Here is a 25,103-nt window from a genome sequence, read left to right on the forward strand (position 1 = left end):
GGCGAGTCTACCGGTGAGCCTCTTGACTTGTCAATAGTTATGGATACTTTCGCAAGGTTTCGAAAGTATTTACCCCTCCCGAGCGGCCAGAACCACCTCGAGGCCCCGCTGCCTCAGCGCCTGGAGGTCTTCGCTCTTGGCTTTGCGGTCGGTGATGAGGAGCCGAGCGGCCTCCAGCGGCCCGATGCGGGCGGCGGCCACCTGCATCAGCTTGCTGTGGTCGGCCAGCACAATGGTCTCGCGGGCGGCCTCCATCATGGCCCGCTTGATTTCGGCTTCTTGCAGGTTGGTGTTGGTGAAGCCCTTCTCGGGATGCACCCCATTGCAGCCAATGAAGGCTTTGTCGGCATTGATTTCCTGGAGCAACAGCGTGCCGTAGGGGTTCACCAGCGAGTGTTGCAAGGGCCGCAGGGTGCCCCCTGTGACGATCACCGTGATGCCCGGATGCGACTCCAGCAACAGGGCAATGTTGAGCCCGCTGGTAATGACCACCACATTCCGCAGCGAGGGCGGGAGGGCTTTGGCCAGCTCGGTGGTGGTGCTGCCCACATCCAAAATGATGGTCTCGCCATCGCGCACCAGCCCCGCGGCGTGGTGCCCGATGCGCTCTTTCTCGCGGGCGTGTACCTGCCGGGTTTCCTCCAGGGGCAGCTCAAAGCGCTTGGTCTCCGCCGGAACCGCGCCTCCCCGCGTGCGTCGCAACAGACCCTGCTGCTCCAGGTATTCCAGGTCGGTGCGGATGGTGACGGTGGAAACCCCGAAATGCTCGGCCAGCCTGCGCACCTGCACCCGGCCATCGCGGTGCAGCACTTCCAGGATTTCCCGATGGCGAAAGGTGGCCTCGAGGGAGGGCATAGCGAAAGCATACGAAAGTATGAACAAGAGTGCAAATTAGAGCGCTCTTCGCATAGGATGAGCCATTCGAGTTGGAAAAAGCCTGGTTCTGAACGGAACAGCGGCGGCCTGGAAACTCGAACACATGCGTCTCGGCCCAGACGCAACGCAGACAAGCGGGCCTCGCCTCGGTGAGGCACGTCTCTTTGTCCCTTCTCGTTTTCGTGGGCGGCCACGTCTGTGAAGAGCGTGATAAGGAACATTAGTCGCCCGGAGGGGCGGCCAGGTCTGCGAGGAGGGTGCTCAGGCCCGGCCCACATCCAGGCCCCCCGGCCCCTTCCAAACGCTGCCCCAGGGCTTAGTGAATCTCGGGAAGCGGGTCTGGTTTGAAAGTCCCGGTTCAGGACTCCTCCTCCAGCAAGAGCGGCAAAAACACCGTGAAGCGGGTCTCGCCGGGCCGGCTGGCCACCCGAATCTCGCCCCCGTGGGCCTCGGCAATCTGCTTGGCGATGGCCAGCCCCAGCCCGGTGCCGCCCTCGGGGCCCCGGGCGAAGCGGGTGAAAAGCCGGGGCAGCACCTCGGGGGCGATGCCCGGCCCCCGGTCCACCACGGCGAAGGCCGCCCAGGGCTGCTTGGGGGGCTTCATCTCGGGGGTGGAGGTGGTGCGGAGCTCGTGGGCGGTCTCGTAGGGGTCGGGGGGGTTGTCGGTGGGTTCCTTGACCATCCAGACCCGCACCTGCACTTTTTCGGGAGCCCCTGCCGCCCGCACGGCGTTGGCAATCAGATTTCGCGCAAGCTGTAGGAGGCGGTCGGGGTCGCCCAGCACCTCCGGGAACTCGGAAGGCATCTTGAGCACCACGCCGGGATACTCGCCCACCGCCTGCCGCAGCAGGTCGCCGAGGTTAACGATGTGGGCGTTGACGCTGCGCTCGGCCTCGCCCCTGGCCAGGGCCAGCAGGTCTTGCACCATGCGGGCGGTGTGGGCGGCGATTTTGCGGGCCCGCTCGAGCATCTCGGCATCGCCGGGGTTGCGGCTGAGGCGCTCGAGGTAGCCGTTCAGCGAGGTCAGGGGCGTGCGCAGCTCGTGCGAGACCTCGGCCAGAAAGGCCCGCTCGCGGGCCTGGGCCTCGCGCAGCTCGCCCAGCAGGTCGTTGACCTTCTCCACCATCACCCCCAGGTCGTCCTTGGGGCCGGTGTAGTGGATGGGCTCGAGGTTGCGCGGGCCGCGCTTGTCCACCTCGGAGGCCGCTCGGTGCAGGGGGATGAGCGAGAGACGGGCCGCCAGCACAATCAAAAGGGCCCCCAGGGGCAGCAGGAAAGCCAGACCCTGAATCAGGGTATTGCGAACCGTGGTTGAAATGCTCTCGATATAGCGGGTGTCCTGGCTGACCGCCACGACTGCTCCCGGAATGGCCTGGTAGGCGGCCATAAAGCTGGAGGCGTAATAGGGTTTGGCCGTGCTGCTGGCCGCGCGGATGTAGTTTTTGGGCACCTTGTGTTCAAAGTCGGGGGCAGGGGCAATGAGCAACTGCCCCCCCGAACTGTAGAAGCTCACACTCACCGGGCCGGAGCGGGGCAGGCTGATCTCCCCGGCGCGCCCAGAGGCGTAGAGCTCAGCCACCTCGTTCACGTAGCGAAGCAGGGTGCGTTCAACCTGACCGTAGAGGCCAAAATTGATGCTGTACAGAGCAATGGTCAGCGTCAGGGCCAGAATCAGCACCCACAGGATCGTATAGGCCAGGATCAGTCGGGTGCGGAAGGACATAAGCCGGGATGGTTCGGGCCTGGGGGAGTCGGGGCCCGGTGCCGGGGGGCTTATTCCGCCTCACGCTGGCGCAGGGCGTAACCGACCCCGCGTACGGTGCGCAGGTAGCCGTAGGCCCCGGCCTCGCGCAGCTTGGAGCGCAGGTTGGCAATGTGGACGTCTACCACGTTGGAGTCGCGCTCGAGCTGGCGTCCCCACAGGTGTTCCTCAATTTCCTGGCGGCTAAACACCTTGCCGGCACGGCTCACGAGAAGCGAGAGCAGCTCGAATTCCTTGGGTGAGAGGCGCAGCTCCTGCCCATCGAAGAGCACCTGGCGCTTGGCCAGATGCACCTCCAGCCCCCCCACGCTAATCTGCTCGCCGCCCTCGCGGTGGCGGAGCTGCACCTGGATGCGGGCCAGCAGCTCGGCGGGGTGGAAAGGCTTGACGATGTAGTCATCGGCGCCGTCGGAGAGCAGGCTCACCTTGCGCTCGACCGCATCGGCAGCGGTCAGCACGATGATGGGCACCTCGTAGCCGGCCCGAATGCGGCGGGCCACCTCGCCGCCGTCCAGGTCGGGCAAGCCCAGGTCAAGGATCACCAGGTCGGGCACCGCCTCGCGCAGGCGCACCAGGCCGGACATGCCGCCCGGGGCCCAGTCTACGGTGTAGCCGGCCTCGCCAAGCTCGAGCTGCAAAAGGTGGGCAATTTCGGGGTCGTCTTCAATCAGCAGAATGCGTTTCATCGAACCTCCGGCAAGACACGCCCATTGGGCAGGTTCAGACGGTATGTACGGGTTAAAAGTTCGTTCAGGCTAACACGTTCTCCCTGGATCATCAGTGCGATATCCCCCCGGGGGGTGGTGATTCCATTGTACGGGGCACGGTAGCCTCCATCCACCCGGAACAGCACCCGCACCTCCCGGTTGGCGGGTGCAGGCAGTTTACTTTGCAAGACCAGATTACGTTCGTCCACCTGCCACACCACATACACCGTAAGCAGATCGGGGGACACCACGCGAATCTCACTCCCAGAAGGAATATAGGGCAGATTGGGCAGTGGCGCGAGCGCCAATACAAAGGCCAATAGAAGACTGCGCATGGTCACACCACTATGCAAGGCCCCCCAAACAGGCGTGTGGGATTCCGATAAAGGGCATTTTAACCTGATGGGGTGGGGTGGGTGCGGTTCGCAAAATCAAGCGGTACTCCCTGAGCCTTTAATCGAGTTCAATACTAAACAAGGCCATCCTAAATGCTAGTGCAAATGTCAACCCTTAGAGTTTAGCATTTCTTTAGGTGGGGGAGAACGTCTGGTTCACGCTTCCCCGGGACTTAGTCATCTTCCGCTCAGGGCTGGGTAAAGGCTGCTGAGTAGCTCGAGGTTTTTGTTGAAGCGATGCTGCACGGGTGTTGAAGGCGGCCATGCCAGCCTCCAAGGTTGGCTAAGTGGTGGTCTCAAGTGGGCCTATTACTGTGTCGCATAGAAGCCCGTACAACCACGCCCGCGCAGTAATCGAATCAAGTCAATCTTCGCCGGGACTCGCTCTGTTCCTCCCCTGCCTCGTTGGGGAGGCCAGGTGGGGCGGCTGACCTGGCCCTTCACGCAACCAGCCGATGGGGGGCTTGTCCGGTACCCTCCCCAACCCTCCCCACGCGGTAGGGAGGGGCTCGAGGGCTACCACTCTTTGGAACTGTGGACGTGTATGGGTATCTTTACGACGGTGTACCATGTCGGAGCCGTGCCCAGCCTCGAACAGTTTCCCCTGGAGATTTACACCAACCATAACCATTGAAGCAGTCAGTCGAAGCAAGGGTTGAGGCGTAGGGAGCAGGTGTAGGACCCGCCCCCACCTCTCCCTACTGGTGTTTTCTTGGAAGTTGCTTGTGCGCCCAAAGTTGGTATTATCGCGCTCTTCACAGACGTGGCTGTCCACGAAAACGAGAAGGGAAAAGTGTCTGCGTTGGGTCTGGGCCGAGATGCATGTTTTCGAGTTTCCAGGCGGCCACTGTTCTGTCCAGGACAAAGCTTTCTTTTAGTCGAATGGCTCTAAATAAGTGAAGAGCGCTCTACACGTTGTAACTGCTGCTGCTGGTGGTGCCGCCCCGGCCCGTCCAGTTGGTGTGGAAGAACTGCCCCCGGGGCCGGTCTACCCGCTCGTAGGTGTGGGCGCCGAAGTAGTCGCGCTGGGCCTGCACCAGGTTGGTGGAAAGGGCGGCGCTGCGGTAGCCGTCGAAGTAGGCCAGGGCGCTGCTGAAGGCCGGGGTCCAGATGCCGTGCAACGCGGCGGTGGCCACCACCTGCCGCCAGGCTACCTGACTGTCTTTGATGATGTTGGCAAAGTAAGGGTCTAGGAGCAGGTTGGCCAGGGTGGGGTTGGCATCGTAGGCCGCTTTGATGTTCTCAAGGAAGCGGGCCCGGATGATGCACCCCTCACGCCACATCAGGGCAATGCCACCGTAGTTCAGGCTCCAGCCAAACTCCCGGGCGGCCATCTGCATGAGCTGGTAGCCCTGGGCATACGAGCAAATTTTGGAGGCATAAAGGGCCTGGCGCACCTGCTCGATGAAGGCTTTTTTGTCGCCGGGGAACTGGGCCTGGGGGGGCTCAAAAAGGCGGGCGGCCTCGAGGCGCTCTTCCTTGAGGGCGCTCAGGCTGCGGGCGAACACCGCCTCGGCAATGGTACTGGCCGGAGCCCCCACATCCAGCGCGGTGACCGAGGTCCACTTGCCGGTGCCCTTCTGCCCCGCCGCGTCGAGGATTACATCCACCAAGTCCTTGCCGGTTTCTTCGTCCTTCTTGGTCAGGATGTCGGCGGTGATCTCGATCAGGTAGCTGTCGAGTTCGCCCCGGTTCCACTCGGCAAACACCTGGGCACACTCGGCGTTGGAGAGGCCCGCTACCTGCCGCAGCAGGCTGTAGGCCTCGGCGATCATCTGCATGTCGCCGTACTCAATGCCGTTGTGCACCATCTTGACGAAGTGGCCCGCGCCGTCCGGCCCCACCCAGTCGCAGCAGGGGGTGCCGTCGGCGACCTTGGCCGCGATGGACTGGAAGATGGGTTTGACCGCCTCCCAGGCCCGCGCATCCCCACCGGGCATAATCGAGGGGCCGTGGAGGGCCCCCTCCTCGCCGCCAGATACACCCGTACCAATAAACAACAGGCCCTTCTCAGCCAGTTCTTTGGTGCGGCGGTTGGTGTCGGCGTAGTGGCTGTTGCCGCCGTCGATGATGATGTCGCCGGGTTCCAGCAGTGGGACTAGCTGCTGGATGGTGGCATCCACCGGGCTGCCGGCCTTGACCATCAGCATGATCTTGCGGGGCCGCTTGAGCTGACCCACCAACTCTTGCAGGCTGTAAGCTCCCACGATGCTTTTCCCCTGGGCCCGGCCCTGGGTAAACGCCCGCACCTTGTCCACCGTACGGTTGAAGGCCGAAACGGTGAAGCCCTTGCTGGCCATGTTCAGAATGAGATTCTCGCCCATCACGGCCAGACCGATCACGCCAATATCACTTTGCATTTCTGAACTCCTGTTGGGGGTGGAGGTGCTGTAGTACGGTTTGCAGGTTGGCCTCGAGCGGCTGAGCCACATCCAGCCAGATGGCCTCCTGGGGGGGCTCGAGGGCGGCCAGCTGGGACTCGAGCAGGCTCACCGGCATAAAATGCTCCCGCTTTTGCATGCGCTGGGCGATTAGCTGCGGGTCGCCGTGCAGAAAGACATACCTCACGCCCTCGAGGCCGCCGCTCAGGGTGGTTCGGTAGCTTACCTTGAGGGCCGAGCAGGCCAGCACCAAGGGGTTTCCTTCGGCCAGATGCCGCTCGACCAGGCCCCGCAGGGAGCGCAGCCAGGGTTCGCGGTCGGCGTCGGTGAGGGGCTCGCCTCGAGCCATTTTTTCCCGGTTGGACTGGGGGTGATAATCGTCGGCATCGGCGAAGGCCCAGCCCAGCCGGGCCGCCAGGGCTTTGCCCAGGGTGGTCTTGCCCGAGCCAGAGACCCCCATCACAATCAGGGCTTGCACGCTCATTCCGCCCTCCAGGGCCAGTCCACGCAATCGCGGACTTCGGGAAACAGCACCAGGTCGGCCTTGCCCTTGAGGGTCAGGGTGGTGAGGGTGGCCCCTTTCAGGTAGCTCCGGGCGACCCCAAGCGTTGCGCCCGTCACGCTCACATCGTCCACCAGCAAGACCCGCTTTCCGGTGGGGTCGAACGGGATGGGCCCCAGCAACTGGGGCTGGGGGCGCTGGGGCCGGTTGTGGTCGTCGCGGTAGTTGAGGTGCAGCAGCACCAGCGGAACCCCCAGCTGATGCGCCACCATGCAGGCGGGCACGATGCCCCCCCGGGCGATGCCCACCACCACGTCCACCTCGGGCAGTTGCAGCGCCCGCATGCGAGCGCTGATGGTGTGGAACTCGAGCCTAACCTTCGTGCTCATGACTTCCCCCTCACCCGGTAGAGGGTTTCGCCGGCCTTGCGCACCAGCAAAATGCCCTCCTCCTCCCGGCCTGCAAAGTCCTCGGGGTTGAGGCTGTCGGGGTCGAGGTAGCCCAGGTTCAACCGTTTGCAGTCCTCCGGGCCGATGCGGCTGGCCAGGGTGACCCGGACCCGGGGATGCTCCTGCCCATTCACCCAGGTGCCGCTGCCCCGCACATGGGTGCTGTGGGCCAGTACTCCCAGGGGCACGTGCTTAAATCGCTCCCACTGGTTCAGGAAATAAGGCACGGTGTGGTAGCCGATTTCATAGATGTACTTGCCGTGTACCTGGCTCACCGTCTCGAGGTGGGGGGCGTAGATGATCAGCTCCCCGCCATCGGCCAGGGCCGGGTCGAGCTTGTACATGGCCTTGCCCGCGGTCCAGAGCTCGTCGTACATGGGTGGAGCGCAGGAGAGGATGCGCTTGAAAGGCTTATCCACCCAGACGATGTGGCGGGTGCTCGAGAGGTCGGCGGCGGCAGACCAGGCCGATACATGGTCGCCCACAAACATTCCCCCCAGCCCGCTGCCCTGCACCACCAGCGCAATCAGGGTGATGGGTGTGGGCACGTGGCGGGCCGCCTCGTGGATCAGGGCCCGCACCGGGGTGTCCTTGAGGCCGATGGTGCCGCGCACGGTGGCCAGGGCGCCCAGCCAGTGGGTCACGTTGATCATCTCGGGGCCGCTGATGCCGGGGAAGAGGTACTTGGCCCCCCCGGAGAAGCCCACCACCTCGTGGGGAAAGGTGGGGCCCAGGATGAGCAGATGGTCGGCCTCGAGCGCGGCCTTGTTCAGCCGCACCTGCACGTCCCCGCCCAGGGTGGGGTGCCAGCGCTCGCCCGCAATCTCCCTAACCTTAGCCTGGGGAACCACCCCGACGGTTGCCAGTGCATCGGGATCCTGCCAGGCGTGGTTGTGGAGGCCGACGTGCCGGAAGATAGTGTGGCGTTCCTCGACGCTGAGACCCACCAGCTTAAGCATCTGGGCCTCGTCCAGCGGAGGGTGCGTACCCAGCGCCACCATGAAGTCCAGCGTTTTCACGTCGTCCAGGACGTCCACCAGCATCCGGAAGAGCTGCGGCAGCGGCAGGGTTCGGGTGTGGTCGGGGATCAGCACCAGGAGCCTCTGACCGGCAAAGCGTCCCCGCAGGGGCTGCAGGGCCTGCCGGATTTGCTCGGCACTCAGCACCTCGCCCGCGGGGGCCTGGGCCTGCGAAAGTAGGGTGGGGGTTTGGGTCGCCATGGGCCAGTCGAACCTCGCTTTGCCTCAGCCAACCCGCACACCTTCGAGCCCATAGGCTTGGGCGGCTAGGTCGTAGGCCGCCAGGCGCATGAGCCGGTGGGCCTCCTCGAGCTCGAGGATACCCCGCTCCACCCTGCGCGCCAGCCAGTTGGCCACCACCCGCCGCCAGACCTCGTGCCGGGCCGGGATGCTGGCAAAGGCGCGGGTGTCGTCGTTGAACCCGGCGGTGTTGTGGAGGGTGGCGGTCTCGCTCACCGCGTCCAGGTAACGCTCCATGCCCAGCACGCTGTCAAAGTACCACCACGGCGCACCCAGCCGCACGCCCGGATAGTGGCCCGCCAGGGGAGCCAGCTCGCGGCTGTAGGTGCTTTCGTCCAGGGTGAACAGGATCAGCCGCAGGGGGCTGTGGCCGAACTCGTTCAGAAGCGGCCGCAAGCCCCGCGTCCAGTCCACCGCATGGGGGATGTCGGCGCCCATGTCCTCGCCGAGGCGCTCAAAGAGGGCGCGGTTGTGGTTGCGGGTCACGCCCAGGTGGAGCTGCATCACCAGGCCATCCACCTCCGCGCTGAGGCGGGCCTGGTCGAAGAGGGCGTGGGCCTCGAGCTGCTCGGCCTCTTCCGGGCTAATCTGGCCGGTCAGGGCGCGGGCAAAAAGGCGCTCGGCCTCCGCATCGGACAGGGGCTCGATCCGCACATTGGCGGTGCTGTGGTCGGTGGCGGTGGCCCCGGCCTGCTTGAAGACCCGCCGGCGCTCGATGAGCGCCTCGAGCAGCTCCCCATAGCGCTCGATGCTGCGGTTGGTGGCGGCCTCGAGGCGGCCCAGCCGCGCTTTCCAGTCGGGCCGCAAAACCTGCAACAGCCGGTCCGGGCGGAAGGTGGGGATCACCCGGTAGCCGTCCCGCTGGGCCTGAAGGTGCAGGCTTACGTCGTCCTCGGGCGCGTCGGTGGTGGCCAGGACTTCAACCTGGAACTTTTTGAACAAGGCTCGAGGGGTAAACGCGGGCGTATCCAGCGCGGCTTGGATTTGCTCGTAGATGCCTCGAGCATTCTTCGCACTCGGCTTCTCGCTCACACCGAAGAGTTGGGTTAGCTCGAGGCGCAGCCACAAACCCGTGGGCGTTCCGTCGAAGAGGTGAAAGTTACGGCAGAAGATTTCCCAGGCCTTGAGCGGGTCGTACTGGCCCTCGGGGACGCCGACCCCCAGGCTTTCCAGCGGGATGCCTTGGGAATACAGCAGCCGGAAGATGTAATGGTCGTGCCGAACGAGCAACTCGGTAGGGTGCAGAAAGCGGGCGTTGGGATCGGCCAGGAGGGAGGGCGGGACGTGCCCGTGGGGGCTGAGGATGCCCAGCGGTTGGGCCTGGTGGTATAGCTTTAGGGCCGTCTCCCGCACGGCTGGTTCGGGGTCGAAGAGGAAGGTCTCGGGAACCTGCCAGCCCATCACACACCCCCAAAGGCGCTGAAGCCGCCGTCCACCGGAATCACCACGCCGGTCACAAACCGGCTGTCCGGGTGCACCAGGTAGCGCAGGGTGCTGAGCAGGTCTTCAGGCGTACCAAAACGGTTCTGCGGGGTATGGGCCAAAATGGTCTGGGCCCGCTCGGTCAGGCTGCCGTCCTCCCGCAGCATCAGGTAGCGGTTCTGCTCGGTCAGGAAGAACCCCGGCGCAATCGCGTTAACCCGCAGACCGGGGCCGCAGGTCTGGGCCAGGTGCACCGCCAGCCACTGGGTGAAGTTCACCACCGCGGCCTTGGCCGCGCTGTAGCCGACCACTTTGGTCAGGGGGCGCACCGCGGCCATGCTGGTGATGTTGATGATGCAGCCCTGCCCGCGCCGGGCCATCCCTGCGCCGAACGCCTGGGTGGCGCGGAGGGTACCGGTGAAGTTCAGGTTCATCACCTCCTCCACTGCGCTCAGGTTCAGGGTAAAAAAGTCGCGCTCGGGGGCCGTGGAAGCCTCCGGGCGGTTGCCCCCGGCGGCGTTGACCAGGATGTCGGCGCCGCCTTCGGCCTCGACCCGAGATGCCGCTTCTTTCAGTGAGTCTGCGTCCATTACGTCGAACACCAGGGGTTTGATCCGGGTTATTACCGAAGCCCCGGCCTGCATGGCCTCGAGCGCCCTTCGTGCCGACTCCAGGCTGCGCGCGCCCAGGTACACGGTAGCCCCATCCTCGGCCAGGGCCAAGGCCAGGGCCCGCCCCAGCACGCCGCTGCCGCCGGTGACCACGGCCCGCTTTCCGGCCAGAAGCGAGCCGCTCATCCTTTGACACTCCCTGCGGTCAGGTTGGATAAAAAGTAGCGTTGAAGCAGCAGAAACACCATTAGCATGGGCAGAAGGGTGATGACCGTGGCGGCCAGGAGGGTGCTCCAGTCCACGCCGAACTGCCCCACCAGGCGGGCCAGGGCCAGCTGAAGGGTGGCTTTTTGTTCGCTCGAGATCACGATAAAAGGCCAGATGAAGTCGTTCCAGCGCCAGGTGAAGCTGAAGATGGCCAGGGTGGCCAGGGCCGGGATGCTGAGGGGCAGGATAATCCGCCAGTAGATGCCCCACTCGCTGGCCCCGTCTATCCGCGCCGACTCCAGAATCTCGTCGGGGATGCTCAGCATATACTGCCGCAGCAGGAATACCCCGGTCGGTGTGGCCGCCGGGGGGATAATAATCCCCCACAGGCTGTCGGTCAGGCCCAGGTTGCGCAACACCAGAAAGATGGGCACCATGATCACCTGCAAGGGAATCATGATGGTGGCCAGGGTCAGCAGGAAGAGGGCCTGCCGCCCCACAAAGCGGTACTTGGCCAGGGCAAAAGCCGCCATGGAGTTGGTCAGGAGGGCAATCAGGGTGCTCATGGTGGCCACGAAGAAGCTGTTCCAGGTATAGGTGGCAAAATGGCCCACGGTGAGGGCGCTTTGGTAGTTGGCCAGGGTGGGCTCCTTGGGGAAGAGGGTGGGAGGCACCAGGTAGAGTTCGGCGTTCGGCTTGAAAGAGGAGAGCACCACCCAGATCACCGGCATCAGGAAGAGCAGGGCCAGGCCCATCACCAGGGCATCGCGCAGAAACCGTGTTTGGCGTTTGCGGGTCTTATTCATCTTAGCTGTCCCTCGAGACCCGCAGCTGCACCAGGGTGAGCAACATCAAGATGGCAAAGAGCACCACCGACTGGGCGCTGGCATAGGTGGGGTTGGCCCCTTCAAAAGCCGTGAGGTAGATGTTTTGCACCAGGAGCCGGGTGGCGTCGCCGGGGCCGCCGTTTGTCAAGACCAGGATGATCTCGAAGGCTTTGAAGGCGTTGATGGTGGCCAGGATGGTGACCAGCAGGGTGGTGGGGGCCAGCAGGGGCAGGGTGATCTGCCAGAACTGCTGCCGGGGGCTTGCCCCGTCCACCTCAGCAGCCTGATAAAGCTCGGTGGGAATGGTGTTGAGGCCGCCGATGAAGATCACCATGTAAAACCCCGCCATAGACCACACGCTGGCCAGAATGACCACCGCCCGAGCCCAGTTGATGTCGGTCAGCCAGGGAATGGGCGACTGGCCCAGGCTGCTGAGCACCGCGTTGATCACCCCCAGGTCGCTGCTGAACATCCAGCGCCAGGCCACCCCTACCACCACCGGCGAGAGGATCACCGGCAGATAGAAGCCGATACGAGCCAGGGCATTTCCCAGAGTGGTGGCGCGCAAGGCAATGGCCAGCATCAGGCTTAGCACCACCACCAGCAAGACCACCAGCAAGACGTACACCGCAGTGTGCGCTAGCGAGGTTAGGAAGGCCCTGTCCTCTAGGAGCTGGCGGTAGTTTTCAATCCCTACGAACTGCTGAAGCCCCCCGATAAAGTTGCCCCGGTAAAAGGAGTAGACCAGCCCGTACACCATCGGCAACACCACGAAGATTCCAAAAATCAGTGTGTTTGGTGCCAGGAACAAGTAGGGGGTGAGCAGCCTACCCATCTTGTGCTTCATTCGCACTCCTCCAGCCTGTGTTTCGATCTCAGAAGGCGGGGCAAAATCTTGCGCCAAACTCCCTTTGCTCGTACTTCCTATGGGTCACCGATTGGGCCCAACCTTACCTGAACCCCTCAGGTGGTCTCTACGACGCACAATGAGGGAAACCTTACGGTTGTGCACGGACAATACGGCCTGTGGGGTGCTGGTTTCAGTATCAGCGAAGCAATTTGTTGCCCTCTGCCTGGATGGTTTCGAGCGCCTGCTTGGGCGATTGTTGGCCCAGCAACACCTTCACAATCTCGCCACGAATGAAGGTATTGAGCCGCGCCATTGCGGGGTTGGACCAGTCCTGCCCTACATACGATGGGGTGACGCTCAGGTCAGATTGGAAAACCGCGATGGCATCATCAAACTGGCCGTACTTCATGCCTTTTGCATCCTTTCGGGCAGAGAGCACCATGTTGTCTTTGGAAAAGGGCAAATTAATTTCTTTGCTGGTTAACCACAGGATAAACTTGGCGGCCTCGTCGGGGTTTTTGCTTCCCTTAAAGCCCATTACGAATTTGCCCCCTGGCACGGTGCTGCGAATTTTGTCGCGGGGCAACGGCATTACACCCCAGTTAAAATTCTTGATTTGCGAGAACTGGGCCAGGTTCCAGTTCCCAGACATGTACATGGCCGACTGTCCACTTCGGAAAAGGGTGCTGGGGTCGTCGTTGGAAAGCCATTGTCCTTTGGGGATAAACCCGTCTTTGAACAAGTCAGCAAAAAAAGAAAGGGTACGTAAGCCCTGGGCGCTGTCTATCGCAAACTTCTTACCGCTGGCATCAATGAACCGCCCGCCGGCGGCGTAGAGCAGGGTGCTGAAGCGATGCGTGGTGAAATCGTAACTGAGAGCGAAGCGGCATTTGGAGTTGTTGCGAACCTTGTCCATGGCCTCCCGCCATTGCTCCCATGTCCAGACCTGCAAGCTATTGGTTGGCACTTTGACCCCTGCTTCAGCGAAGCAGTCCTTGTTGTAAAAGATGCCATTGGCAGTCACGTCGAGAGGAGCTCCAATAATGCGTGGCTTTCGGTAAATGTAAGGGATTTGTGAGGGTAGGAACTGGTTCAAAAAGCTGCTGGAGTCCACATAGGCGGCCAGATCGAGGGCCACAGGATCAAACTCGGCGATGTTGGCGGTTACCACCCTGGCCACATCCGGTGGGGTATTACCGGCTACCATTAGCTGGAGCTTCTGGGTCAGCTGCTGGAATGGAACATAGGTGACCTCGACCTTTGTGCCTGGGTTTGCGGCCTCGTACATTTTTACATACCGATCAAAGATGGCCTGTTCTGTAGGGGCCTCGGTGAACCAGACCACCTGCAGGGTTCGCTGGGCGAAAACGATACCCGCAAAGGCTAGAAAAAGAACGATGAGCCAGGCTTTCTTCATAGTTTCCTCCTTACTTGGTGTTCAAAACGACCGAACGTGGTTTTCTCTTCGTGATGGGCCACTTGCTGTTCACCACGAGGTGACGGTTATCGTTTACGGCTAGCTGTATCTCCAGCTGGGAGTAAGGCAGAGGGTAATCGCCCTCTGCCTCGAGGCTCAGCTTTATCTCTTCGGAAGTAGAGACCAGCTCGAGGTGAATCAACTTGAATGACCCGTGCTGGTAGGCCCGGGTTTCCCCGTCGTCCTCATAAAGCTCAAACCGTGATTGGCCTTCTTCACGGTGTGGAAAAACCAAAATCTCCCTTTTTGTATCGTGGGATGAGGCGATCCAGGGCATCAGGGGCCCCACCGGAACCATCGCACCTGCCCGCACCAGCAGCGGAACCCGCTCCAGCGGTGTGGGGTACTCGAAACGGCCCTGGTAACACTTTCGGGAATGCCAGTCGTACCAGTCTTCTGGAAGCTCGAGGCTTACCGATTGCTGGCCGGGTGCATCCACCAAGGGGAACAGCAGGAACGGTCCCAGCAAGGCATGAAAGCCCGGATCATGCGTCCAATCGGGAAACTCGTACAAAAGAGGCCGCTGGATCGGCGCGCCAGACTGGGTATGTTGCCAGACCAAGGAGTAAAGGTACGGGATGAGCCGGTAGCGTAGGTGGAGGGCCTCCTTTACGGCAGGGAAAACCTGCGGGTAGCTCCAGGGTTCGGTTGGAGGCTCTTTCCAAGAGTGGATGGAAAACCGAGGATAGGCCACGGCCTGCTGTACCCAGCGAAGGAACAGTTCGGGGCCTGGCGACTCTCCGAAAAAGCCCCCCACATCATTTCCGTTGAGAGCAAAACCGCTCAAGGCCAGCCCCATTTCGATGGGGTTGCCGAAGCGAAGGTTTTTCCAATCGCTGGTGTTGTCTCCGCTCCAGGTTTGGGCCAGCCGTTGCACCCCCAGGCAGGCTGAGCGGGAGATCAGAAAAGGGCGTTTATTCTGAAAGTTTGGATGCTCTTGCATTGCCTGGTGCGATGCCTGGGCCATGCCCAGGATCTGCTCGCTGGGGTAGGTGGGTTGGCCTTGCGCATTGAAGACCTCGCCTCCAAGCGCATATTCGTTGTTGTCGTTCCAGATACCCTCGACACCACGGTCGAGCAACTCGCGCTGAATGTTCTGTATCCACCATTTGCGAGCTTTAGGGTGGCTAAAGTCCAGCCAGGAGGCATCTCCGCTCCAGAAGGGTGCAATATGGGCCTGGCCTGCTGCATTGCGGACAAAGCAGCCCGCGTCCTTGAGCATTTGGTAGTCAGGATGCTCCTTTAGCAAGGCGGGCTTTACATTTGTGATAATCCTCAGGCCCTTGGAACGCAACTCGGTAATGAGCGCACTTGGATCGGGAATTGCTTGTTGATTCCAGTGAAAGACGTACCGTTTGCCTTCATGCAAGGTGTAGCCGCTGCTAAGGTGAAAGCCGTCGCAGGGCACACCCTCATCGCGCAGCCGCTGGGCGAAGGCAAGTAGGCGTTCTCCTGGGTTGGGGGCATCTGTATAAGCCATGCCCGAAGCTAAGTAGCCCAGACTCCACCGTGGGGGAAGCTCGGGCCGTCCGATTAAGCCGGTCAAACGTTCGAGCAACTCTGGCAAGCTGCCTGCGCCCACCACCAGATAGCGTAGATAGTCTGCTTCTCGCACCAGGGTATAAGTGAAGAGTCCATGATAGTGATGACGCTCGCATCCAAAATCGAAGACCATAGGGTGCGGTTGGTCGTACAGCAGCGCGCTCCAGAGGTCTTTGGCATGCTGGGTTAGGAAAAGTGGAATGTGTTTGTACATCGGGTCAGAGAATTCCGGGTCGTAGTGGCATGCATCACGGGGCTCTAAGCGGTATCGCCGTGCGTTGCGCTGCAGAATTCCGCTTACCTCACCCAGACCCAAGTAGATTTCCCCATCGCGTTGCACTCGAGTGTGGCGTAACCCTTCAGGTGAGGGCTGACATGCGATCTGGGGGTGTTCCTCGAGTACACACCGCCCTTCGTACCAGACCTGCAACGCAGGCAACTCGGTTGGCCAGGTAACGGAAAGCGCACCCCCGACCACCTGGCCCTCTTCCGCTTGTTCCCAGGGGAGGGTAGACAAGTTGGCTAGTACGCTGGCATGTCTCGCCTGGCCCCGGGTTACGCGAACAGCAAACGGGGTTATGCGCTCGAGGTAAAATCCGCCGAGCGCCGAACAAAAAATATGGGAAAAATCGGTTTGCATAGCCTACGTCCACTTTCCGCTTTAGAAAACGCTTTCCTAATACAATGACATGCACTTATCGGATTGTCAACCCCTTGGCGCCCAACTTATGGTCTTGATTGGCGCTTTCCAAGCCCGGCACCTGTTGGATCGTTTCGCTGTCGGCTTTGGTATATACTTTACCTATATGCGAAAACTCGCTCGCATCTTTGATGTGGCAAAAGAGGCCGGGGTTTCTCCGGGGACGGTTTCCAAGGTATTGAATGGAACGCAGCGTATGGCAGCAGATACCGAGGCGAGGGTATGGAAAGCGGTTTCTAAACTGGGCTATCAGGCCAACTGGCACGCCCGCATACTTAGCACGGGTCGCTCTGAAGCATTAGGGGTTGTTATTTTGGACATCCTCAACCCACACTTCACCGCGCTGGTCAAGGGGGCCGGTCAGGTTGCCTCCAATCAGGGTTACACGGTACTACTGGCCGATGCCGAGGAGGATCCGGGCCGCGAGCTCAACCTGATTCAAAGCCTTCGCGCCCGCACCGACGGCCTGATCCTGGCGGGCTCGAGGCTCTCGGATCAGCAAATCGCCAGCCTGCACAGCCCTGAACAGCCCATCGTGACCGTGGGGCGGCGCATCCCCGGCGTGCCTTCGGTGACGGTAGACGAGTACACCGCCTCGCTCCAGCTTACCGGTCACTTGGTCACCCAGGGCTGCAAACGCATCGTCTATCTGGCCGGCCCCCCTTTCTGGGTGAATCAGGAACGCGAACGAGGCTACCAGGATGCCCTGGCGCTGGCGGGCCTGCCTTCCCAGGTTTTTAAGCTAACCTCTCCCGACCTGTTGGGGGGAGAACAGGCCAGCGCACTGCTCTGGACGGTTCAGCCCTTCCCGGATGGGGTTATCTGCTACAACGACCTGGTGGCTATTGGCCTGATGGCCTCTCTAAAGACCCTGGGGGTGAAAGTGCCCCAGGACGTTGCGGTGGCCGCTTTTGGCAACCACCCGCTGGCTGCGCACCTTTCACCCAGCCTGACCCACATGGAAATTCCCAGCCGAAAACTTGGCGAGCTGGCCACAGGTTTGCTGGTGGAGCTGTTGAAAAAGCCGCAAGAGGCCAGCCATGTTCAGCAATATGCGGTCCTGCGGCCCAGGGGCTCGACCCAGCGTCCAGAGGTAGCCTGACCCTCGCTGCTCCCATAAAAGCGCCGGCCAACCCTGCTGTTTCAGGTCTTCTGCCATATTCGCAAAACACCGGTGGGTATTTCAGGTTGAGCTGAGCGGCAAGGCTTGGCGGTGGGCACGGGCCTTCAGGGTGCGTTCAGAATCGTGCCCTAAGCTGAGCCCGTGAACACGCTGCTCCAACGATGGCTGTTTATAGGCTTGTTGTGCGGTATTGCTTATGCCCAAAGACCCATAGAAATCACTTTTTGGCACACGCTGGACTCGCCTGGGCGGGAGGCGCTGGAAAAAATCGTGGGCGAGTTCAATGGCCGCCAGCGGGATTACCGCATTGTGGCGCAGCATGTGGGCGACCTGCGCGAAGGGGGCCTCAAGCTGACTGCGGCCATCCGGGCAGGCAATCCGCCCCAGCTTTACTATGGCGAGGTCTCCTTTGTGAGCCGGGCCGTGCAGGAGAACCTGGCCCTGCCGCTGGAGGAGTACCTGGGTACTCTGCCCACTGATTTCTATCCGGGGTTGCTCGAGACCGGGCGCTTCCGGGGCCGAACCTATGCCTTGCCGGTGGAGTTGCACCTGCCGGTGCTGTTTTTCAACGCCGACCAGTTGGCCGCCCGCCGCCTGAACCCCCCGCAGAGCTGGGAGGCCCTGGCCGGGGCCGCCCAGCAGCTTTCGACCCGCTCGGCTCGCGGTTTTATTGTGGTAAGCGATGTGTACAGCTTCAACGCGGTGGTCATGAGCCGGGGCGGGCAGCTTGTGCGCGAGGGGCGGCCCAACTTTACCGATGCCAAGGTGGTGGAGAGCCTCGAGTACCTGCAAAGCCTGGTGCGCTCGGGGAGCGCGGTGAGCCGCAACATCGCCGAGGCCCAGTTCGCCATGGTGGACTTTGTGCGCACCAAGGCCTTTATGGGCGTTGCCCCCATTACGGTCTGGCCAACCCTGGAAAAGCGCACCCCCATTCCATTTCGGCTGGGCGTGGCCCCCTTGCCCCGCACGCCCGATGGCAGGCTGCCCCTGGCCGGGGGAAACCTGATGGTGTTGCGCGGGGCCACCGAGGCGCAGGCCCGGGGGGCAGTGGCCCTGTGGCGCTACTGGATGGAGCCTACTAACCTGGCCGAGTGGGTCAGGGCCACCTACTGCCTGCCCCTGCGCCGCTCGGCCCAGCCCCTGCTGGAAGACTTCTACCGCGAAGACCCCCGCCGCCGGGTGGCCTTCAGCGGCCTCGAGCAGGCCCAGACCTGGGTGCAAGACCCCGAGGTCACCCTCTGGTATGGGTATCTGGAAGAGGCCCTCGAGCGGGTTCTGAAAGGCAATGCCAGCCCCCGGCAGGCCCTTGAAGAGGCCCAGCGCAAAGCCCTGGCGGTGGAGCGGCGCTAGGGGCGCGGCGGATGGCCGGTGCGCTGCCGCAGCTTGCGGGCCGTGAGGGCGGCCACAGCCCAGGTCAGAAAGGTGGCCGCGAGCACCCAACCGAGTTGATAGGGATCGAGCGGCGCCAGACCCAATAGCAGCCGACCCTGGGGGAGCACGAAGACCAGGGCCATCAGGGCCAGGGCACCCCCGATGCTCAGATTGAGCCAGCGGTTGGGGAGGGGTAGTAGAACCAGGCTGCGCGAAGGGTAGGCGAAAATGAGCTGGGCCAGCGACTCGTAGAGGAAGACCGCACTGCGCACAACCTCGAGCCCGGCTCCCCGCAGGTACAAAAAGACCAGCAACGCCGCGCCCAGCAGGGCCTTGACCCCCCCGGTCAGCAGGATAAAGGCCAGCGAGGGGCCGTCGAGTAAGGGGGCCTGGGGGTTGCGCGGGCGCTGGCGCATCACCCCGGGGTTGCGATCCAACCCCAGCGCCAAGGCTGGGGGGCCGTCGGCGATGATATTGATCCACAGGAGCTGCACCGCCGTAAGGGGCAGGAAGAAGGCCCCGGCGGCATCGCGCAAACCCAGTGCCACCGCCGCCAGCAAGCCCAGCAGAACCAGTAGCACCAAAGCCACGTTGGTCGAGAAGAGGAACCGGATGAACTTCTGGATGTTCTCGTAGATGCTACGCCCCTCCTCGATGGCGGCCACGATGGTGGCGAAATTGTCGTCCAAAAGCACCAAGTCGGCCACCTCGCGGCTCACCTCGGAGCCCCGCTGGCCCATGGCCACTCCCACGTCGGCCCGCTTCAGGGCCGGGGCATCGTTCACCCCGTCCCCGGTCATGGCCACGATCTCGCCCTGGGCTTTGAGCGCCTCGACCAGGCGTAGCTTGTGCTCAGGCCGGACCCGGGCGAATACGTTGACCTCCGCCAGGGCTTGGCGCAGGGCCTGGGGGGTGAAGCCCTCGAGGTCCTCGCCGGTAAGCACCCGCTCGCCCGGGATACCCACCTGGTGGGCGATGGCCAGGGCAGTAGCCGGGTGATCTCCGGTCACCATCAAGACCCGGATGCCTGCCTCCTGGGCCTGGCGGATGGCCCCCGGTACCTCGGGGCGAGGGGGATCCCAGAACAGTACCAGTCCGGCAAAGAATAGCTCCTCCTCACGTTCCCCCTCGCCATAGGCCAACCCCAGCACCCGGTAGCCCTCGGCGGCATAGGCCAGGGCCTTTTCCTGCCATGAGGCAAGCTCGGCGGGGCCAAGCCGGCAGCGCGACAAGACCACCTCGGGAGCCCCCTTGAGGTAGCTCACCAAACGGTTGCCCTCTTTCACGGTGACCCTCATAAAGCGGTGCTGGCTGTCGAAGGGTTGTTCAGAGAGGCGGGGCGAGTGGGCCTTTAGCTGCTCGGGGTTGACGCCCTTGCCGCGAACGTAGGCCAGCAGCGCCAGGTCCATCGGATCGCCGGCTTGATGATCGGCATCGTTGGCCAGGGCGCAGACCAGGTAGGCCTTCTGGAGATCGGGGCTATCAATGGCCCGCACCTCCATGCGGTTTTCGGTCAGGGTGCCGGTTTTATCGGTGGCGATCACGGTCACCGAGCCCAGGGCCTCCACCGCAGCCAGCTTGCGCACCACTGCTTTGCGGATAGCCATGCGCTCGACCCCTAGTGAAAGGGTCAGGGTCAGCACCGCCGGCAGGCCCTCGGGTACTGCTGCCACGGCCAGGGCCACGGCGAACAGCAACACCTCGTCCAGCCGGTGCCAGCCCTCGAAGATGACCCCCCCCAGCGCGACCAGAAAGGCCACCCCCAACACCGCTTGGGCAATCTGGTGTCCAAACTGGTGTAACCGTCGCTCCAAGGGGGTTGGGTCGGCCTGAACCTGGCCCAGCATGACTGCCAGACGGCCCAGGGCGCTCCTGGCCCCGGTACGCACCACCCGGGCATATAACCGGCCCCGCACCAGCAGGGTACCGCTAAACAGCTCGTCGTGGGGCGATTTCTCCACCGGTAAGCTCTCGCCGGTCAACATCGACTCGTCGACCAGGGGGCTACCCTCCAGAACCTCTATATCGGCGGGAACGCGGTCACCCGCCTCGAGGCGCACCAGGTCGCCGGGCACCAGCCAATCGCTTGAAATCTGCTGCCAGCGCCCTTCGCGCAGCACCCAGACCCGGGGGGTAGAGAGTTGTTTGAGCTTGCGCAGGGCGGCTTCGGATTTGCGCTCCTGCCATACCCCTAGCCCTGCATTCAGGAGGAGGATGATCGCGATGGCCAGCGATTCGAAGGGAAAACCATGGCGGCCCTCGAGCCACCACACCCCATAGTCCACCAACAGGGCAAAGAGCAGAATGTAGATGAGGGGGCTTTTGAACTGATGCAAAAAGCGCCGCCACCACGCCTCGGGACGCTTCTCGGGCAGGGCGTTGGGGCCGTGGGTGTGCAGGCGCTTGCGGGCTTCAGCTTCGCTCAGTCCGGACAGAAGTCGTTGGGCGTTCATGATGGCCCCCCAGCCAGCCTCACCCCCCACTCTGGCCGGGGTTTGTTACCGAGGCATTACCTGGGCCTGACCTGGCCCGAATGGCTTGAACGACGGTTTCGGCGGCCTGTAGCACCTCCGGGCTGGGTGCTTCGCCGGTCCCAAACCTGCGGCCTTCGATGCCACGACTATTTGGGCATGTGGGCCTGAGCACTCGCATTCCCTCAACCGAACTATGGCCGCAAGGCCTCGAGCCCACTCACGCTCATCCCGCCCACCCCCAGCGCGATGATTTCGGCCCGGTTGATGAGCAGGTATTCCAGCTTTTCTTGCATCACCCCTTCACCCACCACCGCGTTGCGTAGAATCAGCACGTTTTCGGGCCCTCCCCACTGGGCTGCGCAGCGCCGGAAGGTCTCGAGGTCGTGGAACTCATCCGCTCCGATTTCATCCCCCAGGATGATGCGCTCCCCCAGAAATACGATCCGCTGATGCCTCATCGGGCCCTCCTTCCCGCCCTTGTGTACAGGGCTTTTTCAGTCTCCAGGATGCGTTTTTTGGTGCGTACCACCGAGTCGGGGTTCAGGCTGATGGAGTCTATGCCGGCTTCCACCAGGAAGGCCGCGAACTCGGGGTAGTCGGAGGGGGCCTGCCCGCAGATGCCCACCTTGCGCCCGTGCTTGTGGGCTTTCTGGATCAGCTCGGCGCAGGCCCATTTGACGGCCTGGTTGCGCTCGTCAAACAGGGCCGCTACCTGGGTGGAGTCACGGTCTACCCCCAGCACCAGCTGGGTCAGGTCGTTGGAGCCAATCGAGAAGCCGTCGAAGATCTGGCTGAACTCCTCGGCCAGGATCACGTTGGAAGGAATCTCGGCCATTACATAGACCTCCAGGCCGTTCTTGCCCCGCTCCAGTCCCCCTTCCTTCATGCTCTCCAGCACCCGCCGGCCCTCCTCCACCGTGCGGCAGAAGGGAATCATCACCACCAGGTTCGTAAGGCCCATCTCGTCGCGCACCCGCTTGACCGCCGCAACTTCCAGCACGAAGCCTTCCTTGTAGTCGGGGTGGTAGTAGCGGCTGGCCCCGCGCCACCCGATCATGGGGTTTTCCTCATTGGGCTCGAAGGCTTCGCCGCCCAGCAGCTTGGCGTACTCGTTGGTCTTGAAGTCGCTCATCCGCAAAATCACCGGCTTGGGATAGAACGCCGCGGCCAGCACCGCAATCCCCTGGCTCAGGCGGTCAATGAAGTATTCGCGCCCGCTCGAGTAGCCGCTGGTTTTGGCCTCGATCTCCCGCCCCACCTTGGGGGAGAGTTTTTCGGGGTGCAGCAGCGCCAGGGGGTGTATGCCCACCCAGTCGGCGAAGATGAACTCCATCCGGGCCAGGCCCACCCCGTCGTTGGGCAGCAGGGCTAGCCGGAAGGCCTGCTCGGGGTTGCCCACGTTCATCATGATCTGGGTGCGGGTGGAGCCCATCTGGTAAGGGTCGAACTCGTCCACGGTAAACTTCAGGGTGCCCTCGTAGACCCGTCCCACTTCGCCCTGGGCACAGGAAACCGTGACCGGGCCGCCCTTGGCCAGGGCTTTGGTGGCCCCTGCGGCCCCCACCACCGCCGGAATGCCCAGCTCGCGGGCCACAATCGCCGCGTGCGAGGTGCGCCCGCCCCGCTCGGTCACGATGGCGCTGGCAATCTTCATGATGGGCTCCCAGTCGGGGTTGGTGGTGAGGGTGACCAGTACATCGCCGGGCTTGATCTGGTTCATGGCCTTGGGGTCGCGGATCACCCTGGCGGGGCCGGTGGCAATCTTTTCGCCTACCGCCAGCCCCTCGACCAGGACCTTGCCTTCTTGCTCCAGGGTATAGGTTTTGAGGGTGGGGCTTTTGCGGCTATGGACGGTCTCCGGGCGGGCCTGCACAATGAACAGCTCGCCGGTAATTCCGTCTTTGGCCCACTCGATGTCCATGGGGGTGGGGGTGCCCCGCTTTTGGCTGTAGTGCTGCTCGATCCAGACCGCCCACTGGGCCAGCTTCAATACCTCCTCATTGCTCAACACCCACTGGTTGCGGTCGGCAGGGGCTACGGGGATGTTGCGTAGCTTGTGGTGCTCGGTGTCGTAAACCAGGCGCAGCTCCTTGGCCCCCAGTCTTTTCCAGAGCAAGGGCTTGAAGCCTTTGGCCAGGGTTTCCTTGTGGACATAGAAACGGTCTGGCGTAGATTTGCCCTGCACGATATTTTCGCCCAGGCCCCAGACCCCTTCCAGCATCACCACGCCGTCATAGCCGGTCTCGGTGTCGAGGGTAAAAATTACGCCGGAGGAGGCCAGATCCGAACGCACCAGCCGCTGCACGCCGACCGAAAGCAGCACCTTCTCGTGGGGGAAGCCCATATCCACCCGGTAGCGGGTGGCCCGTGCGGTGTAGAGGCTGGCAAAGCACTTTTTCACCGCCTCGAGCAGCTCGGCCTCGCCCTGGATGCCCAGGTAACTCTCGTGCTGCCCGGCAAAACTGGCCGTGGGCAGGTCTTCCGCAGTGGCGCTGGAACGAACCGCCACCATCAGGTCTTCCACCCGGGCCTGGCGTGAGAGTTCGCGGTAGGCCCGGACGATTTCCCCCTCGAGGTCCTCGGGCAGCGCAGCCCGCAGAATCAGGCTGCGAATCAGCCTTGTGCGCCGGGTCAGGTCGTCGGGGTCGTGGGGGTTTAGCTCCCGCAACTGTTCGCGGATGGGCGCGTTCAGGCCATTGGCCTGGAGGAAGTGCTGGAAAGCTTCGGCGGTAACGGCAAAACCCTCCGGCACCCGCACCCCCAGCCTGCCCAGTTCGCGCACCATTTCACCCAGTGAAGCATTCTTGCCCCCGACCCGCGGTACTTCGTCAATGCCCACCTCCTTGAACCACCGTACAAAGCGCATGGGGCTCTGCACAGAGCGGCCTTTGGGGCGGCTCGAGCCGGTTCTGGGCTTTACAGAAAGAGCAGTAGCCATAGAAGCCTCCTGCCTAAACCCTAAAAAGCGGCTGTTACCGATGCATTACCGTCCAGGAGTACATTTGTCCCAACCGGGCGCTTTCACAAGTCCACGACGCAGCCAGAACTGCTGCTTGGGAACTGCTCAGGCGGTGCGATAAGCTACTGGTATGTTTGGTTGGTTTCGCAAACCGGATGAGCATGTCCAGCGTGAAGGTGACGCGGCCTTCCGGGTACGGGTGCGCACAGCCCGCAACGGCGATATTGTGGAGCTCAGGCTCACCAAGGGCAATGAAATCTCCACCTCCGACGAGGGGGGCTACTATGTGCGCAAAATTATCGTTTCTCCCGAGCACCTCGACCGGGCCGTGCTGGAAATCTGGTTTGACAACGCCTACCGCCCCAAGCGTAAAGCTGTGGAGGGAGGCGAGCTGGTTCCCATCAAGGAATGGACGTGAAAAACCCCACCTTGCTGGCGGGGGTTAGCGGATAGAACCTTGCAGCTTTATACGCGAATCTTTGTTTTAAAGCGAGTTTTTACGCTGCCGGAAACCCATAAACACGCACCTGCCCGCCAACGCAACTTCGTTTTTGTCGGCGAAAAAACAACAAAAAAGGCGCTCTTACTGAAGCTCGTCCTCGAGGTTATCCATCACCCGCCGGGCGGCACCGCTCTGCTCTTCGCTGAAGCTCTCCTCGCTGACAGGGGGATAGGTGCGTCGCCCACCGCCGGTGCGCTCGAGCTGGGCCTGCAACTCGCGCAGGTCCAGGTAGCGGTCGCTCTGGTTGCGCAGCTCGAGGTCGGTCAGTTCGGGCACCCCCAGCAGGTGAATCTCCTTGCCCTGGGCCCGGAGGGCCGAAAGGGTGTGGGCCAGGTCGCCCGAGCCACTCGCCACCACCGCCCGCTCCCAGCGGGGCGCGGTAATCAGCAAGTCCGTGGCGATCATGGCCTCGAAGCGGGGGTCGCCGTGGGCTTCCCGGCTGCGCACGGTGTAGCCCATAAACACCAGCGCATCCAGGAATTTCTGCTGACGCTCGTCGTTGCTGTCGGTGACGGGGGCGTAGTAAAAGGCGTTGTAAAGGTCTTCGGGCTTGGAGAAAACCCCAATCGCCTTCCGGTGGTCAATGTTCCACCCCAAGCGTTTGGCCGCGTCATACATATAGGAGCCGTCAATGAACAAAGCCGTCTTCATCGTTCTCTTTCTCGCTTCCTGTTCTGCGGCGGGGCGATCCGCTACGCTAGATGTGT

General features: G+C 62.6%; 21 protein-coding genes. 3 read left to right on the top strand and 18 right to left on the bottom strand.

All coding sequences use genetic code 11. The features are described 5' to 3' along the window. Positions 1-69: 69 nt before the first annotated feature. From NZN28_RS03250 to NZN28_RS03315, 14 genes are all read right to left on the bottom strand, one after another. Complete coding sequence (locus NZN28_RS03250; protein ID WP_295395339.1) at positions 70-855, bottom strand: DeoR/GlpR family DNA-binding transcription regulator; 786 nt, start codon at positions 853-855, stop codon at positions 70-72. Between the two features lie 379 nt (positions 856-1,234). Continuing rightward, positions 1,235-2,599, bottom strand: a complete 1,365-nt coding sequence (locus NZN28_RS03255) for a cell wall metabolism sensor histidine kinase WalK (protein ID WP_295395340.1) — start codon at positions 2,597-2,599, stop codon at positions 1,235-1,237. Positions 2,600-2,649: 50 nt separating this feature from the next. Then, positions 2,650-3,324 carry a response regulator transcription factor gene (locus NZN28_RS03260; protein WP_295395341.1) on the bottom strand — a complete coding sequence of 225 codons (675 nt, stop codon included), beginning with the start codon at positions 3,322-3,324 and terminating at the stop codon, positions 2,650-2,652. Next, complete coding sequence (locus NZN28_RS03265) at positions 3,321-3,680, bottom strand: hypothetical protein (protein ID WP_295395342.1); 360 nt, start codon at positions 3,678-3,680, stop codon at positions 3,321-3,323. Before NZN28_RS03265 ends, NZN28_RS03260 begins: the two co-directional genes overlap by 4 nt. Positions 3,681-4,648: 968 nt before the next feature. Then, entirely contained in the window at positions 4,649-6,100 is a 1,452-nt protein-coding gene (gene gnd / locus NZN28_RS03270; protein WP_295395343.1) for a decarboxylating NADP(+)-dependent phosphogluconate dehydrogenase, read from the bottom strand. Continuing rightward, positions 6,090-6,605 carry a gluconokinase gene (locus tag NZN28_RS03275; protein WP_295395344.1) on the bottom strand — a complete coding sequence of 172 codons (516 nt, stop codon included), beginning with the start codon at positions 6,603-6,605 and terminating at the stop codon, positions 6,090-6,092. The genes gnd and NZN28_RS03275 overlap by 11 nt, the downstream gene beginning before the upstream one ends. Beyond that, on the bottom strand, positions 6,602-7,012 hold the full coding sequence (locus NZN28_RS03280) for a phosphoribosyltransferase (RefSeq protein WP_295395345.1): 411 nt from the start codon (positions 7,010-7,012) through the stop codon (positions 6,602-6,604). Before NZN28_RS03280 ends, NZN28_RS03275 begins: the two co-directional genes overlap by 4 nt. Further along, positions 7,009-8,292: a lactate racemase domain-containing protein gene (locus NZN28_RS03285; protein ID WP_295395346.1), complete on the bottom strand. Its 1,284-nt coding sequence runs from the start codon at positions 8,290-8,292 to the stop codon at positions 7,009-7,011. The genes NZN28_RS03280 and NZN28_RS03285 overlap by 4 nt, the downstream gene beginning before the upstream one ends. Positions 8,293-8,316: 24 nt before the next feature. After that, positions 8,317-9,732 (bottom strand): glucuronate isomerase, encoded by a 1,416-nt coding sequence (gene uxaC, locus NZN28_RS03290; protein WP_295395347.1) that lies wholly within the window; start codon positions 9,730-9,732, stop codon positions 8,317-8,319. After that, positions 9,732-10,550: an SDR family NAD(P)-dependent oxidoreductase gene (locus tag NZN28_RS03295; protein WP_295395348.1), complete on the bottom strand. Its 819-nt coding sequence runs from the start codon at positions 10,548-10,550 to the stop codon at positions 9,732-9,734. Before NZN28_RS03295 ends, uxaC begins: the two co-directional genes overlap by 1 nt. Further along, on the bottom strand, positions 10,547-11,377 hold the full coding sequence (locus tag NZN28_RS03300) for a carbohydrate ABC transporter permease (protein ID WP_295395349.1): 831 nt from the start codon (positions 11,375-11,377) through the stop codon (positions 10,547-10,549). The genes NZN28_RS03295 and NZN28_RS03300 overlap by 4 nt, the downstream gene beginning before the upstream one ends. A 1-nt stretch (position 11,378) precedes the next feature. Continuing rightward, positions 11,379-12,245: a carbohydrate ABC transporter permease gene (locus NZN28_RS03305; RefSeq protein WP_295395350.1), complete on the bottom strand. Its 867-nt coding sequence runs from the start codon at positions 12,243-12,245 to the stop codon at positions 11,379-11,381. A 199-nt stretch (positions 12,246-12,444) separates the two neighbouring features. Beyond that, entirely contained in the window at positions 12,445-13,665 is a 1,221-nt protein-coding gene (locus NZN28_RS03310) for a sugar ABC transporter substrate-binding protein (protein ID WP_295395351.1), read from the bottom strand. 10 nt (positions 13,666-13,675) lie between these two features. Then, positions 13,676-15,907, bottom strand: coding sequence for a TIM-barrel domain-containing protein (locus NZN28_RS03315; protein WP_295395352.1), 2,232 nt, complete (start codon positions 15,905-15,907; stop codon positions 13,676-13,678). A gap of 166 nt (positions 15,908-16,073) precedes the next feature. Between NZN28_RS03315 and NZN28_RS03320 the strand changes: the two genes are divergently transcribed. Both NZN28_RS03320 and NZN28_RS03325 read left to right on the top strand, forming a co-directional pair. After that, positions 16,074-17,069 carry a LacI family DNA-binding transcriptional regulator gene (locus NZN28_RS03320; protein WP_295395353.1) on the top strand — a complete coding sequence of 332 codons (996 nt, stop codon included), beginning with the start codon at positions 16,074-16,076 and terminating at the stop codon, positions 17,067-17,069. Between the two features lie 162 nt (positions 17,070-17,231). Then, complete coding sequence (locus NZN28_RS03325) at positions 17,232-18,440, top strand: extracellular solute-binding protein (protein WP_295395354.1); 1,209 nt, start codon at positions 17,232-17,234, stop codon at positions 18,438-18,440. Here NZN28_RS03325 and NZN28_RS03330 read toward each other — a convergent pair. The 3 genes from NZN28_RS03330 to ppsA form a co-directional block, all read right to left on the bottom strand. Further along, a complete protein-coding gene (locus NZN28_RS03330) occupies positions 18,437-20,914 on the bottom strand; it encodes a cation-transporting P-type ATPase (RefSeq protein WP_295395355.1) in 2,478 nt (825 codons plus the stop codon). The genes NZN28_RS03325 and NZN28_RS03330 overlap by 4 nt on opposite strands. Positions 20,915-21,126: 212 nt before the next feature. Next, positions 21,127-21,393 carry a hypothetical protein gene (locus NZN28_RS03335; RefSeq protein WP_295395356.1) on the bottom strand — a complete coding sequence of 89 codons (267 nt, stop codon included), beginning with the start codon at positions 21,391-21,393 and terminating at the stop codon, positions 21,127-21,129. Beyond that, positions 21,390-23,801 carry a phosphoenolpyruvate synthase gene (ppsA, locus tag NZN28_RS03340; RefSeq protein ID WP_295395366.1) on the bottom strand — a complete coding sequence of 804 codons (2,412 nt, stop codon included), beginning with the start codon at positions 23,799-23,801 and terminating at the stop codon, positions 21,390-21,392. Before ppsA ends, NZN28_RS03335 begins: the two co-directional genes overlap by 4 nt. 223 nt (positions 23,802-24,024) lie before the next feature. On the opposite strand from ppsA, the gene NZN28_RS03345 reads away from it, so the two are divergent. Beyond that, complete coding sequence (locus NZN28_RS03345; RefSeq protein WP_295395357.1) at positions 24,025-24,312, top strand: hypothetical protein; 288 nt, start codon at positions 24,025-24,027, stop codon at positions 24,310-24,312. 165 nt (positions 24,313-24,477) lie between these two features. Here the strand turns inward: NZN28_RS03345 and NZN28_RS03350 are convergent, their stop codons facing one another. Continuing rightward, positions 24,478-25,047, bottom strand: a complete 570-nt coding sequence (locus NZN28_RS03350) for an NYN domain-containing protein (protein ID WP_295395358.1) — start codon at positions 25,045-25,047, stop codon at positions 24,478-24,480. Between the last annotated feature and the right edge of the window lie 56 nt (positions 25,048-25,103).

It is taken from the genome of Meiothermus sp., assembly GCF_025056915.1.
GTDB lineage: Bacteria > Deinococcota > Deinococci > Deinococcales > Thermaceae > Meiothermus.

Coding starts and splice junctions, on each gene's coding strand:
- NZN28_RS03350 (WP_295395358.1), bottom strand. CDS start 25,047: ATGAAGACGGCTTTGTTCATTGACGGCTCCTATATGTATGACGCGGCC.
- NZN28_RS03345 (WP_295395357.1), top strand. CDS start 24,025: ATGTTTGGTTGGTTTCGCAAACCGGATGAGCATGTCCAGCGTGAAGGT.
- NZN28_RS03315 (WP_295395352.1), bottom strand. CDS start 15,907: ATGCAAACCGATTTTTCCCATATTTTTTGTTCGGCGCTCGGCGGATTT.
- NZN28_RS03275 (WP_295395344.1), bottom strand. CDS start 6,605: ATGAGCGTGCAAGCCCTGATTGTGATGGGGGTCTCTGGCTCGGGCAAG.
- NZN28_RS03260 (WP_295395341.1), bottom strand. CDS start 3,324: ATGAAACGCATTCTGCTGATTGAAGACGACCCCGAAATTGCCCACCTT.
- NZN28_RS03295 (WP_295395348.1), bottom strand. CDS start 10,550: ATGAGCGGCTCGCTTCTGGCCGGAAAGCGGGCCGTGGTCACCGGCGGC.
- NZN28_RS03335 (WP_295395356.1), bottom strand. CDS start 21,393: ATGAGGCATCAGCGGATCGTATTTCTGGGGGAGCGCATCATCCTGGGG.
- ppsA (WP_295395366.1), bottom strand. CDS start 23,801: ATGCGCTTTGTACGGTGGTTCAAGGAGGTGGGCATTGACGAAGTACCG.
- NZN28_RS03250 (WP_295395339.1), bottom strand. CDS start 855: ATGCCCTCCCTCGAGGCCACCTTTCGCCATCGGGAAATCCTGGAAGTG.
- NZN28_RS03330 (WP_295395355.1), bottom strand. CDS start 20,914: ATGAACGCCCAACGACTTCTGTCCGGACTGAGCGAAGCTGAAGCCCGC.
- NZN28_RS03300 (WP_295395349.1), bottom strand. CDS start 11,377: ATGAATAAGACCCGCAAACGCCAAACACGGTTTCTGCGCGATGCCCTG.
- NZN28_RS03285 (WP_295395346.1), bottom strand. CDS start 8,292: ATGGCGACCCAAACCCCCACCCTACTTTCGCAGGCCCAGGCCCCCGCG.
- uxaC (WP_295395347.1), bottom strand. CDS start 9,732: ATGGGCTGGCAGGTTCCCGAGACCTTCCTCTTCGACCCCGAACCAGCC.
- NZN28_RS03320 (WP_295395353.1), top strand. CDS start 16,074: ATGCGAAAACTCGCTCGCATCTTTGATGTGGCAAAAGAGGCCGGGGTT.
- NZN28_RS03305 (WP_295395350.1), bottom strand. CDS start 12,245: ATGAAGCACAAGATGGGTAGGCTGCTCACCCCCTACTTGTTCCTGGCA.
- NZN28_RS03265 (WP_295395342.1), bottom strand. CDS start 3,680: ATGCGCAGTCTTCTATTGGCCTTTGTATTGGCGCTCGCGCCACTGCCC.
- NZN28_RS03255 (WP_295395340.1), bottom strand. CDS start 2,599: ATGTCCTTCCGCACCCGACTGATCCTGGCCTATACGATCCTGTGGGTG.
- gnd (WP_295395343.1), bottom strand. CDS start 6,100: ATGCAAAGTGATATTGGCGTGATCGGTCTGGCCGTGATGGGCGAGAAT.
- NZN28_RS03280 (WP_295395345.1), bottom strand. CDS start 7,012: ATGAGCACGAAGGTTAGGCTCGAGTTCCACACCATCAGCGCTCGCATG.
- NZN28_RS03310 (WP_295395351.1), bottom strand. CDS start 13,665: ATGAAGAAAGCCTGGCTCATCGTTCTTTTTCTAGCCTTTGCGGGTATC.